This window comes from Enterococcus villorum, assembly GCF_007990225.1.
Classification (GTDB): Bacteria; Bacillota; Bacilli; order Lactobacillales; family Enterococcaceae; genus Enterococcus_B; species Enterococcus_B villorum.
Genome location: NZ_BJWF01000002.1, coordinates 1 through 12,344, shown reverse-complemented (window position 1 = coordinate 12,344; position 12,344 = coordinate 1). Strand labels below are relative to the sequence as shown.

General features: G+C 32.9%; 13 protein-coding genes. 2 read left to right on the top strand and 11 right to left on the bottom strand.

The features are described 5' to 3' along the window. Positions 1–415 precede the first annotated feature (415 nt). Positions 416–553, bottom strand: coding sequence for a DUF3502 domain-containing protein (locus EVI01_RS13575; RefSeq protein ID WP_155853996.1), 138 nt, complete (start codon positions 551–553; stop codon positions 416–418). A gap of 380 nt (positions 554–933) precedes the next feature. On the opposite strand from EVI01_RS13575, the gene EVI01_RS01315 reads away from it, so the two are divergent. Then, a complete protein-coding gene (locus tag EVI01_RS01315; RefSeq protein ID WP_010752107.1) occupies positions 934–1,698 on the top strand; it encodes a LytTR family transcriptional regulator DNA-binding domain-containing protein in 765 nt (254 codons plus the stop codon). A 75-nt stretch (positions 1,699–1,773) separates the two neighbouring features. On the opposite strand, the gene EVI01_RS01310 is transcribed toward EVI01_RS01315, so the two are convergent. The 8 genes from EVI01_RS01310 to EVI01_RS01275 all read right to left on the bottom strand — a co-directional run bounded on the left by EVI01_RS01310 (position 1,774) and on the right by EVI01_RS01275 (position 9,665). Next, complete coding sequence (locus EVI01_RS01310) at positions 1,774–3,036, bottom strand: GHKL domain-containing protein (RefSeq protein WP_010752108.1); 1,263 nt, start codon at positions 3,034–3,036, stop codon at positions 1,774–1,776. Between the two features lie 305 nt (positions 3,037–3,341). Then, the gene (locus tag EVI01_RS01305; RefSeq protein WP_010752109.1) at positions 3,342–5,105 is read right to left on the bottom strand and encodes a hypothetical protein; all 1,764 of its coding nucleotides are present in this window, start codon (positions 5,103–5,105) and stop codon (positions 3,342–3,344) included. An 8-nt stretch (positions 5,106–5,113) separates the two neighbouring features. Further along, complete coding sequence (locus EVI01_RS01300) at positions 5,114–6,157, bottom strand: WxLIP family cell surface protein (RefSeq protein WP_010752110.1); 1,044 nt, start codon at positions 6,155–6,157, stop codon at positions 5,114–5,116. Further along, entirely contained in the window at positions 6,154–6,855 is a 702-nt protein-coding gene (locus EVI01_RS01295; protein ID WP_010752111.1) for a WxL domain-containing protein, read from the bottom strand. Before EVI01_RS01295 ends, EVI01_RS01300 begins: the two co-directional genes overlap by 4 nt. A 15-nt stretch (positions 6,856–6,870) precedes the next feature. Continuing rightward, positions 6,871–7,539, bottom strand: a complete 669-nt coding sequence (locus EVI01_RS01290; protein ID WP_010752112.1) for a WxL domain-containing protein — start codon at positions 7,537–7,539, stop codon at positions 6,871–6,873. Next, positions 7,505–7,852, bottom strand: coding sequence for an LPXTG cell wall anchor domain-containing protein (locus EVI01_RS01285; RefSeq protein ID WP_010752113.1), 348 nt, complete (start codon positions 7,850–7,852; stop codon positions 7,505–7,507). Before EVI01_RS01285 ends, EVI01_RS01290 begins: the two co-directional genes overlap by 35 nt. A gap of 315 nt (positions 7,853–8,167) precedes the next feature. Beyond that, positions 8,168–8,449 carry a hypothetical protein gene (locus EVI01_RS01280; protein ID WP_010752114.1) on the bottom strand — a complete coding sequence of 94 codons (282 nt, stop codon included), beginning with the start codon at positions 8,447–8,449 and terminating at the stop codon, positions 8,168–8,170. Between the two features lie 4 nt (positions 8,450–8,453). Continuing rightward, the gene (locus EVI01_RS01275) at positions 8,454–9,665 is read right to left on the bottom strand and encodes a radical SAM/SPASM domain-containing protein (protein WP_010752115.1); all 1,212 of its coding nucleotides are present in this window, start codon (positions 9,663–9,665) and stop codon (positions 8,454–8,456) included. A gap of 754 nt (positions 9,666–10,419) precedes the next feature. Between EVI01_RS01275 and EVI01_RS01265 the strand changes: the two genes are divergently transcribed. After that, positions 10,420–10,875, top strand: a complete 456-nt coding sequence (locus EVI01_RS01265; protein ID WP_010752116.1) for a helix-turn-helix domain-containing protein — start codon at positions 10,420–10,422, stop codon at positions 10,873–10,875. Between the two features lie 318 nt (positions 10,876–11,193). Here the strand turns inward: EVI01_RS01265 and EVI01_RS01260 are convergent, their stop codons facing one another. Then, on the bottom strand, positions 11,194–11,979 hold the full coding sequence (locus EVI01_RS01260) for a glucose-1-dehydrogenase (protein ID WP_010752117.1): 786 nt from the start codon (positions 11,977–11,979) through the stop codon (positions 11,194–11,196). Positions 11,980–12,151: 172 nt separating this feature from the next. Continuing rightward, on the bottom strand, positions 12,152–12,344 hold a 193-nt coding region (locus EVI01_RS13830), incomplete at its 5' end, for a hypothetical protein (protein ID WP_222593947.1).

The following is a 12,344-nucleotide window of genomic DNA, read 5'->3' as shown; positions in this document are numbered from 1 at the left end:
TTGTGTGATTAACGTCTAATCCTTGAATTAATTCATCGTCAAAATAAACTTTGATTTGTGGATTGGTGGAATTGTCCCACTCTGTTAATGATGAAAAAATAGCTAAATCAATAGTTTCTCCTCGAAATTCTTCAGGTAAGTTCAACTCTCCGACAATAGTATAATATTGATTTTTACTACCAAAATAATCACTGCTATGAAATGCTTTTGTCTCTTGGCCAGAAACAAAGAGTAATCCTTCGACTGGCTGTCTTTTTTTTATGATGTGCTTTCTCAGCTCTGCGATAATTCGCTGAACTCGTTCAAACTCTAGTAGTTTTTTCACTTAATCACCTTTTCTATTTTTTTAAAGCCAGGAAATAAATCATTGATTAGGATCCTGGCTTTCATTTTGGTATTAGTTTTGTTCTTTCTTCTAAGTGTCATATTGTGTTTGCATTTCGGTTATATTCTCTTCTAAGCCGACTACAGCCTTTTTCTTCTCCATATTTTCAAGTGTTTCATGGGTTTCTACTGATCCTTTGTTGATCAATGAAGCGATAGATTGTTTCAAATAATGCCACTAAATAAAGGAAAACATGATCAAAAACACAGATATCAAACTGAAATACCTCGCTATTTTCTGATAGATAATTAGGTAAAGATAAATAAAAAACGGCAAATTGACGGCTATAAAAAAAGATTGCTGAACACATTATAGATAACTCGGCTGGTCGTATCATAATTTTTTTCGAAACATGTCAAACTTTTCCCTCAAAAAACCAACTAATTATTTACGTATCTACCTTAACATAAAAGCGCTTTCTTGTAACTATCATTCTACTTTTTAAATTTTTTCTATTCATAAAAAAAATTTCTTGCTTTTTTATTGTTTTACTTACTTTATCATCCCATTAATTCTTGCTATACTTAGAGCAATGAAACTTGGAGGTGATGAATCTGAAAGTATACTATATTGAAGATAATATTTTTCATCAGGAAGAATTCCGGAAAAAATATAGTAGTAGCAATAATTTAGCAGCGATTTCATTAGTCATTCCTTTGCCTTCTCAGTTAGAAAAGTTTTACAGTGAACTTGATTTTATGCCGATTCAAGATTCAGACATATTCATTGTTGACATTGAACTTAACCGTTTTCATTCTGGCATTGACTTTAGTAAAAAAATTCGTCAAAGAAATCATTCATGCTCGATCATTTTTTTAACAAATGATGCTACTAAAGGAATAGAAATTATCAATCAAAATATTCATGCAGATAAATATTACAGCAAAAAAGATCTAGCAGAAGCGATAAACGGCTTAGAAGAATTATTATTTCAACAGCCAAAGCAAAAAAAAGAGCAAAGTAAACTCGTAAAAATTGAATCTCTATCCAAAATTTATTTAATTGATCCTAAAGAAGTAAACTATTTAAGTAAAGTCACTAGTTCTCGTTCAACTATTGAATTTTTCTGTCATACAGAATTTTTTATGATTCATGGAAAAATGGAAGAACTCAAACATACTTTTCAAAAATTTCATTATTTTAATGATTTAAAAGGGTATTCAATCAATGCAGCCAACATCAAATTAGTTGATAAAAAGCACAATGAGCTCATTTTTAAAAATGATGATACCTTAATCCTTAGTCGTCGAAGCATTAAAAAGCTAGTTGATTTCATGGATCAACTTGAAAAAGAAAAATTGTTGGTTCCTTAAAAATAAGTAAACAATTTTAAAACAAAAAAACATCCGATCTTTATAAGTCTAAGATTGGATGTTTTTTAGCTATTTTTAGCTTGGTCTTTCTTTTTTCAAACTCAACATGCAATAAAAGCGTTGTTCTTGTTTATCATATTTTAAATTCAAAGCAAGATTGGTATTTTCTTCAACGATTTTTTTGACGCTATATAAGCCGATACCTTTACTTTCTTTTTGTCTGGAATTCCCTTTTTTCAATAATTCAGACAGGTTATATCCCGTATTTTTACTTGGATTACTAAATTCAAAATAAAAACAATCCCATAAACTTTCTACTTTGATCAAAATCTCCTTTTGATCATTTGCCACATTTTTATCATAGTGGATCAATGCGTTTTCCGTTATATTAGTAAACAAACGGATCATATCATACGAATTCATAGACAGCTTGGGGATGATATGATTGATTTGAATTTTATAAGGTATCCCTAGTTCTTCCATTCGCTTAATGAACTTAACAAAAATCCCTTGCAATAATGGGTCGTAAATTTTTTGTAACTTCATATGTAAAGTATCATTCAGTTGCTTTTCAAAGAATTCTTTTTCATAACCTACGACCGTTTCAAGTTCCTGATTTGATTGGTTTTTTGCTAAAAGATCCTCCAGAACACCAATATAATTTTTGTAATCATGACGAAATTCTTCTAATTTTTGGTAATATTCTTCATTTTTTTTCATACTCTCCATATAAATAAGGTAGTGTTCTTCCTTTTTTTCATTCAATAAAATCATCAGCATTAAGAAACCATAAAAAGAATTACTCGTAATCAAAATAAAAGAAGTTAAAATATAATCAAGTGAAGTAATCGGAAAAAGCGTATGGTACCACAAAAGAAAGATGAAAAACAAAAAAATGAATGAAGTAGAATACATTCGTTTCTTTTTATAAGCGTAAAGATATGTGGTGATCCGATACTTTTGGTCTAATTTTCTCATCCCTATAAGGATAAGCAATAAAAATAAAATTTGCAGAATTGTGTTTGCTATAATATTGTATTCTCCTAAAAATCTAGGAATTTCGATTGCTAAAAAAACAGCAATTCCGATAAAATTGACACAAAACGTATTTAACAACACAATGATAAACAGATTTTTAGTTTCGTAAAAAAGATAGAACGCATTATAAAAATAGAACAAAATCAAAAAAAGTGGTGCCCATTCACTAAACCATAGATTAAGCAATAAAAAACACAAACGGATCAAAAAATCCCCTACAAAATGTTGTTTTGCAAATAAAATAAACCCTACAAGTGCAAAATTTAGATGAATAAACAATATATAAACAACCGCTTCCATCAATCAATCCTCCCAACAAAGACCCTATAGACAAGGCTAACCCAACTGTTTCATTTTTAAAGATAATTTCCATTTCATTACTTACTTGATAGGCTTCTGATATAAGATAACATGAATTTTAAAAAAATCTACAAAAAAAAGAAAACAAACTTAATATATTGGAAAAATTTAATGATTAATCGGTCAATATAGAAAAAAGCGGATCAAATCTTCTCATAGATTCCAATCCGCTTATTAAAGTAAACGTGCTTTTATACTCATGAAACATCGATTCAAACAGTTTTGTTTCCTACACTTTTTTCTCATCATGGTGCATTGACGATAGTCCATTCTAGCTCGGAGGAATATTCCCCAACATATCCTCCAGGTTGAACGTCAAGTGCAAAATAATTCTCTGTATTTTGTAAAATCATATATTGATGATCACTGCTTTCATCCTCAGTTTCAGTAACTGGGATCGTTATTGGTTGATCCTTAGAAAAAACTTGTTTTGTTTCTTTGTTCTGATAATAAAGAGTGGCAGGCAAACGTTTGTCATTGTCTTTAAAATCATCCATCTGACGTACCGTTAATTTCCAACTACCCACTTTTTCTGTCGTATCTTCGACTAAAAGATTGAAAGCTTGAGTTAGTTTCGATTGAATCGTCGTTCCTGCAATTGGGATAGATGAAAATAATAAACGATCGGGTACATTTGAAAATTTGACTGTTCCCTCTTCTTTGATCACGGTGAATGTTTCAACATTTGATCGTTGATTTTTTTCATCGATCGCATAGACTTCAAAGTGATTCTCACCAGGTACTAAATCAGCAAGTAACAGCTTCCTAGAAAACCCAACTGTCGTTCCTGGAGAAGTGTTCACTACTTCTGAATCGTTTAATTTTTTTTCGACACCGTTTAGTTTATAAAAAAGATTGATTTGATGACTACTCTCTGCTTCCCAATCTCCTCTAAGCGTAAATCCCTGATCATCCGGATAAAGATAGAGTGTCTGATCTTCAAGATTTTCTGATAGTTCGATAACAGGAGGTGAATCTCTTTTCGTCACTTTTAAAACAGCTGTGTCTTGCGCCGATAACCCACTTTCTTCTTGGATGATCAACGTAACGACATTTGACTCTGCTTGATTGGGTATTTTTCTTAAATCAATAGGTATACTAAAAGTTCCATCGCTGTTAAAATAAGAAAGCAAATCATCATCAGTCAAATTGATACTATTAATAGTTAATCTTGGTGTGATATTTTCAAGTGATCCCGTCCATTTTCCAGTTAAAGTGGTTTGTTCAGATGTTAACTCTTTATTGTGACAATCCGAATCAAAAGACAAAGAAAGAGCTTCTTCTTGAGATTGAAATTTTGGCATTTCTGCTGTCAAAAAATTCGCTACATCATAGTTTTCTTTTACACTGTCATAGACTGCTGCATGTAATTCAAAGGAATCTTTTTTTTGTACTTCTTCTGTGACTTTCGCTTGATAGGTGATCCTCATAGAATCCCCTTTGTTTTCTAACAAATTGTAAACAGAATAAGTATCTTCATAAGGGCCATCATCTATACCATCCGTAGTATATGGAAGAAATTCAGTTATTCTTCCTGAGAAAAGGCTAGGTTCTCCAATATTCCATCCCGAATAAAGATTAGCAAAAAGCAATAAATTTTTCGTTAACTCTCTATTAGCTGCTAATAATTCCCCTGTTCCTTTTATCCCAGCATGCGTATACGTAAGTGTAGGTTCTTCAAGTAATTGAAGTGCTTGATTCTGATCAGGAAATATACATACGAGTGATGACTGCTTGTAGTTATCAGCTAAAACACCGTCATCCAATTTTTCAAGTGTCGTCGTTACCGTGATTGTATCGCCAACCGCAGTATAGTCAGGATTCCCGGATTTTTCATAAGTGATTTTCGCTTTTACGTGTCCATCGTAAATGTTCGTTTCTGGCTTTCCAGCAGGAAAATTATCAGCAAATACCGGTTTATTAGAGGCGTTCAGTAGGTTTAAGATACCGAGCAAAGCAATACATCCTATCAAAATTAGGAACTGTTTATTTGTTTGCTGTTTATCCATTCCTTTGCTCACCTACCTTTTTGTTTAAATAATTTGTAACTTAAGAAAGCAATAATCCCTAACAAGAAAATGCCTACACCAATTATTATTGATAAGTAAGAAATAGACTCTTTTTCTTCTATAACTGCTTCTTTATTGATTTTTTTTGCTTTGTCTGATTTAATCGTAAATGTTTTGGTTAAGTGCCATTTTTTTTGCGTTTTTCCTTCCGTTGCATCCATTGTTAACGTATAGGTTCCCGCATCCATTTTCTTCTTGTCTAGACTTATCGGAAAGTTAAAATTCGTATTAGGAGCAATCGACATATTGTCTTTTTCTGCTGAATAAAGGACTTTTGAAGAACCATTTTTAGTGATCACTGCTTTCGTGTGCACTTGACTAATAATCGTTGGTGTTGGATTTTGTAAATGCGCAAAAATAGTAGCATAAGAATTTTGTAAGCCAGCTTTAACAGATAATAATTTCAAGTCTGGCGTGACAGGGTTACTGTTGTTTCTAAGCTCCACACCAACCACATAAGCATATTTATTTCGAATGGCTGTGCCACTAACTTTTTCACTTTGATTATCTTTTTTGCTGACATGGATTCCACCTAAAAGGATTCCATCAAAGGTCTCTTTTGGCATTTTTAAATGGAAGTGCACATCTTTTGCTTCTCCAGCTTTGACTGTAACTTCTTTTGAATCAGTTGTTAAAACATCACTGATCGTATATTTAGCAGAAGCATCCTTTTTAAATGTAGATTGGTTATAATCGATCACACCGTTTGTGTTGGTCGCTGCATTATTGATCTCTATTTCAAAAACGCTATCTTTTTCTCCGACATTAGATAAATGAATCGATAGGTCCCGTGTGTCATTTGGCGCTACCGTCAAATCAAAATAAGAAACATCTTTATTTGTTTGTTCTTCAGGTATATTGGCACTCACGCTGTAGGCAGAGTCAGTTGAATCGGCATACAGTGTTTCAGTGCTATTAAATAAGATTCCCCACAATCCTATTATTCCTACTACGAGACAAGTGAATAAATTACGCTTTTTTATCTTCATCATTTTGCATCAGTTGGACCCGCTGTCAGAGTCCAAGTAATCGTTGCTGAATACTCTTTTGCTTGTGCAGAGCCAGCTGGAACAGACAATTGAATATTGGTATTGTTTCCTTCTTCTCCCTCGAACACATCCAACCAAGTTCCTTGGCCATGTTGACTTTTCGCAGCCATGACTGGTAGCGCTTCATTATTGTCAAAAGTAAATCCATAAGAATCTGGTTTCTCACTTACATTATCAACAGTCGTTCTGGTGTCCCCTTTTGCAAAGGATAAAACAGCTCCTTTTAGTTCACTGTTGTCATCTGCCATAAATTTTGAAGCACTAGCAGTCAATGTCCAACCACCAGCTACTCCACGTTTGTCCGTTACTTGAACATATGTTTTTTCATTCTTCGCTGTATATACTGCTTTACTTTGAGAAATTTCTTGTGTACCAAAACTGATATTTGAGACATAGTCAATGGATAATGGACCTTGATCTCCTGTTCCATGGTTGTTTGGATCATTTGGATCAGTATTTTCTGAGGGACTATCTGGATCATCTGGATTAACTGGACCGGTTGGTTGGTTGTCATTTCCTTCAAATGTGATTTTAGCATTGGAAGTCGTGACGTCCTGTAAGAGATCCGCATGGACAGTAATACTCATTCCGCCAATTGCTAACACACTCAATAATGTGGTTGATAAGATACTTTTTTTCATTTTTTTCTCCTTTAATTAAGCTGGTGCATCTGTCAATGTCCAGACAAGCGTAGCAGAATAACTTCCAGCAAGGTTACCCGAAGGAACTTTTAGCGAAACACTTGTGGCTTTCATTTGATCTTCCCATGTACCAAGACCTGCTTTTACAGCTGCCGTCATGATATTTTGTGCTTCTTTATTCACCTTTACAGCAAATGTTTCTGCTGGTTGTGACTGATTGTCTGCTACTGATTTTGCTGTTCCTGCAGGTAAACTTAATTCAGCACCGGCTAATTCTGTTCCATCTGCGTTGAAAAATCCTGGATTTTCACTATCGTAACTGACTTGCAAATTCCAGCCTGCACCATTACCACGTAAGTCAGACACTTGAGATTCGACATAATTTGCTGGTGAGACAGCGAAATATCTTTTTGTGTCACTTGAAATTTTTTGTGTACCGAAGTCAATATTTGAGATATAGTCAATACGCAATGCTCCTGTATTACCTGTAGGTTCATTGGAATTATCTTCTCCATCTTGATCAATCGGATCAGTCGGATTATCCGTTTCATCTTGCTTTTCTAACCCAATTTTAGCAGTACTTACACCATATGTATTGTCAGTTGTTTCTGCAAGAGCGACTGCTCCTTTTGTCCCAATTAATAAAGCACTAAAAAGTGCAACTGTTAAAACTACTTTTTTCACGTTTATCCTTCTTTCCTTTTTTCAGTAAGAAAAAACTTCCCCCTGAAATCATAACTAATACACCAATAATACTGAATGAAATTTTTTGCTGATCATTGGTTTTCGGGAATTTTTCTGGTTTATTATTTTTTGAATAGTTCTCGTTGTTTTTTGTTACCTCTTGCTTGGATGTCGTAGTTGACCTTCCCGGTACAAAGCGTATCCCCACTGAGCTTTGTGCTGAGGTAGCATAAATAGTTGTTGATCCTATAAAAGCATCAATAGCGAAAACAGTCATCAGGAATAAAAAGAAAACTTTAGTTATCTTTTTCATTCACTCACCCTCTACTTTTTCTTTACATTAAATGTAACTAAAACCCCCTCTTTATACTTTTATCTAAGGAATAATTCTATTTTACTTATATCTATTCTAAAATAATCCATTTGAAACCGTTTAACCATGCAATTTTTGCTTTTGTATTTTCTTTCCATCATCATACGAGTCACAAAATGCAGGCGTCGGGCAATCTCATCAAGTGCAAATGACATCAGATGATACTTTATTACTATTTCCTTTTTTCATTTGCTAAAAATAAAAAAAACTCTCTCATTATCTTTGGATAATAGAAAGGTCCTCTTTTCATTCTTTTTAAGCATTATATTGGAGTTTTTCATCTAAAAGTATATTTTGACGAATCAATTCATGAATAAATTCTTCAACAAAAAGTTTCTTTTCTTCATTTGAATAAGTGCTAGTATCAGAGTAATAATTGATCACTATTTCTTTAATCTTGTTGATTTCGGTTTGTTTTTGTAGTAGTTCAAATATATAGATGGATACTTCATTATCTAAAATATAAATTTCATTATTTAGGGACAAATAAATTTCATTCCCCAATTTTTCATATGCCAGGCTACCATTGAGTCTCATCTTTTCACTCCTTTTCTTGCCACAACCGATACATTTGATTTTTTATTAACTCTTTTAATAATCGACATTCTGATGGATCAACACCTTTAAAATCATTGGTATGATAATAATGATTTGCCCGACATCCCCCACCACATAAATAGCGAAACGAGCATTTTTGACACTCAGTTAAATGATGAATGTTTTGTGTTTCAAGAAATCGTGTATTTTTTTGTTGATAGATTTCTTGCAATGTCTGTTGTCTAATGTTTCCTAATTTATAATCTTCTGATTCCAATAATTTACAAGCATAAACATCCCCCAGAGGATTAATTGCAAATTCACCTATACCTAAACCACAGGATTCTTTCATCGTAAATGGCTTTAAATAGGAGGAACGTTGTTCATCCTTTTCTTTACATTCTATGCAGACCCTCTCCTCAAATGTCAGTGAAATTGCAGCCTTACTTCCTCTTCCAAGTTCGCTAAAACCACCTAACTTAAATGAAATATTATTCTTCTTAAAAAATTCAATGGTATTATCAATAGATTCTAAGTTATTACTTGTTACAGTAGTGTTCACAGAGATATTTTTATAACCGATTGCCAAAAGATGCTTGATGGCTCTCATAGCAATTTCGTAACACCCACGTCCACGGTTCTTGTCGTTTTCTTCTTTATCAATCGAATCTAAACTGATCGTAATGGATTGGCATCTTGTGGCTAAAAACTGCGCATTACTTTTTTTACCAAGCAATGTACCATTTGTAATTAACCCAACTGACAGACCTATTTGATGTGCATAATCGATATATTTTAATGAATCATCATTTAAGCCAATTTCGCCCCCAGTAAATATGACATTTTTGACTCCACAGTCTTTCAACTGATTCAACGTATGAAACCACTCGACAAAAGTAAGAGGATTAGTGTAGTTTTTTGTCATTTCAGCTTCTGCGTAACAATAAACACAAGTCAAATTGCATTGATGAGTTAATACTAAATATACAGTTTGAGGTATAGTTATTTCAGATCTTTCAATATTCAATGGTTGATCTAAAAATAATTGAAACATATTTATTTTTTTCTGCGTTGTCTCTGATAGTTCGGTGTATTTTTGTAATAGAATCAATTCCAATTCTTTTTTCGAAATGACGATCCAGCTACTCCGCAAGACATTATGTAGAATAAATTTGTCAAGATAAGCATAGGCGTGTAGATTTTCCTTAATTTTCATTTTCAAATCCCTCTTTTGCTGACCAAATAATAGGATGACTGCTTGGTTAAACAATTTAATTAGGAAACAAAGTGGTCGTTTGATAAACAGGGGAGTTTTTATTTGACCACTTTGTTTCCTCACCTTAGTTTCTTGAAGACATTATTAAGAACCGTTACCGATAAGTGATCCACAAGAACATAGGGAAAGTCTTCTTCCAGAAACTTTTTTAAGTACAGGTTTTACAAACATAATATGTCTCCTTTCTTACAGCTATTAGGAAAATTTAGATAAAAGTTCACTATTTTTCCTACTACAAGTATAAACTTTCACATGAATTATTGTCAACCGATTATATAAATAAAAATCATAAAAACACAAAATTGAAAAATAAATATTTAAAAATAATGAGAGTTCAGCTACTATATATATAACAAGAATATCATTTATTTCGCTTATTTTTTCATCGTATTTATTTTGTATGGATCATTCTATATGCATAGAAAATTAACTTTTTCACACGTTTGTTATTTAAAATAACGAATATTAACATAATTAATGCTAAAACCTTTATTTTTTAATTAAAAATAACTTTATAGATAACACTTATTTCTTAACAAAACTATTTTTTTAGCGAAAAATTTAGTATAATTATGATCTGTAAAGCATGTTCATTCCTTATCTATATGACACTTACTTTTTCAATTAATAAGAAACATTTGTTAATTTCAAATAATTACTTTAAATAAATAGATTTATCATTAGGAGGGATATATTGAAAGGTTATTACTCAGTCCAAGAATTAGCTGACCAGCTTGGGGTAACCACTCGATCAATTAGAAACTACTTACATGAAGGAAAATTAAAAGGAACAAAAGTTGGAGGAAAATGGAAATTTTCTGAACAAGATTTGTTTAATTTTCTTTATGGGGATAAAGAAAATGCGGCACTTCAAGAAAGACAACATGTCATATTTCATGCACCCATTACGATGAAATTTTCTCTTATTGTAAGAGATCATCAAGAAATGGATGAGTTAAAAGAAAAGATTCTTACTTATCATTTAGACGTTTATGCCAATAAAAAAGATCGATTGCTCCAGTATACCCATTTCAAAGAAGATGAATACGAAATTTTAATTGGCGGTAATTTTAATTATGTCACTAGTTTTGGTTCCTGGATCAATGATTTACTACAAAAACAAAACGCAGTTATACTTAAAACAAATTAACTTTTTATTTCCTAGAAAAAGATTGTGACAAAAGCGATCAGATCCGAACAAATAAACCCAGATTTCCCATATTTTGGAAAATCTGGGTTTATTATTAAAGAATGGTTATTTAAATGCCGTGGTTAGGTTGTGAAAAACAGGTCTGTCTCAATCCATAAATCCCGAATAGAGGAAAAGTAGCTACTCCTATTATTGGGACTCATTGTTGCATGATCCACGCTTTAACCACCATTTACTTGGTACTTTTACGATAACTTGCTACCCCACCACCCTGGCTTATTTGAACTATTTTATACATGGACTTACAGCACATTATTATTAGCCTTTTCCACCTTGAAAAGATGGATAAAGCTTCATACCGCCATCAACGAATAAAGTAATGCCTGTGACATAGCTTGATTCATCAGAAGCTAACCAAGTAGCTGCTGCGGCTACTTCTTCTGGTTTACCTACTCGAGCCATAGGAATCATGCCTTCAATTATTTCTTTTTCCTTGGGATCATCGAATTTTTTCGCATTAATTGGCGTTTTAATTGCTCCTGGACCAATACTATTCACTCGAATATTGTCGGGGGCATACTCCATTGCAACCATTTCTGTAAAAAGCTTTACACCGCCTTTAGAAGCTGCATAATGAGCAAATGTCGGCCAAGGAATTTGCTCATGAACAGAAGACATATTGATAATATTTCCTTTTGAATTGTTTTCTTTAAAATAATTCAACGCTTTTTTTGTCCCTAGAAATACACCAGTTAAGTTCACTTTTAAGACTTTCTCCCAATCTTCTAGAGATAGTTCATGTGTTGGATGTTGTGTTTCCATCCCTGCGTTATTGACCCAGATATCTAATTTTCCAAAAGCATGAATGGCTGATCGTAGCAGCTGATCAATTCCTTCTTCTGTACTGACATCTGCTTCTACTGCTACAGCATCCCCACCAGCATCTTTAATTATCGCAACAGCTTCTTGCGCTCCTTCTTTGTCTGAATGATAATTCACAACAACTTGCATTTTTTCTTGACCGAAACGTTCACAAATGGCTCTTCCAATCCCTTTAGAGCCCCCAGTTACCACTGCTACTTTATTGGTTAAATCTTTATACATTGAAATTCCACCTTTCTTTTTTACAAAAGCTCAATCAGTCTTTAAATCAAGTGTACAATACACCCTGGTAACCAAAGCAAACAATACGCTTTTTATGTTTGTTCCTTTTGATTATGGAATTACAATAACCGATTTCAGTTTAATTAGAAAAATCCATTAATTAGAGCGTAGACTACAAAAAAAGAGTCTGGGGAAAAGTAAAGAATACTTTCGCCACAAACTCTAGGTATGTGTATACGGTGTTTACAGCATCAGTTCCTTGAAATAAGCCTAAAAATGAAAAAATATGAGTAGTTATTTTCACATTTTTCTTCTTAATTCTTGAAGCAGACCATGCTATTTGCGACCTCTTCTTAAACGGTGCT

Excerpts from the sequence above, each read along its gene's own strand:
- EVI01_RS01315 (WP_010752107.1), top strand. The coding sequence starts at position 934 with ATGAATCTGAAAGTATACTATATTGAAGATAATATTTTTCATCAGGAA.
- EVI01_RS01310 (WP_010752108.1), bottom strand. The coding sequence starts at position 3,036 with ATGGAAGCGGTTGTTTATATATTGTTTATTCATCTAAATTTTGCACTT.
- EVI01_RS01305 (WP_010752109.1), bottom strand. The coding sequence starts at position 5,105 with ATGGATAAACAGCAAACAAATAAACAGTTCCTAATTTTGATAGGATGT.
- EVI01_RS01300 (WP_010752110.1), bottom strand. The coding sequence starts at position 6,157 with ATGATGAAGATAAAAAAGCGTAATTTATTCACTTGTCTCGTAGTAGGA.
- EVI01_RS01295 (WP_010752111.1), bottom strand. The coding sequence starts at position 6,855 with ATGAAAAAAAGTATCTTATCAACCACATTATTGAGTGTGTTAGCAATT.
- EVI01_RS01285 (WP_010752113.1), bottom strand. The coding sequence starts at position 7,852 with ATGAAAAAGATAACTAAAGTTTTCTTTTTATTCCTGATGACTGTTTTC.
- EVI01_RS01280 (WP_010752114.1), bottom strand. The coding sequence starts at position 8,449 with ATGAGACTCAATGGTAGCCTGGCATATGAAAAATTGGGGAATGAAATT.
- EVI01_RS01275 (WP_010752115.1), bottom strand. The coding sequence starts at position 9,665 with ATGAAAATTAAGGAAAATCTACACGCCTATGCTTATCTTGACAAATTT.
- EVI01_RS01260 (WP_010752117.1), bottom strand. The coding sequence starts at position 11,979 with ATGTATAAAGATTTAACCAATAAAGTAGCAGTGGTAACTGGGGGCTCT.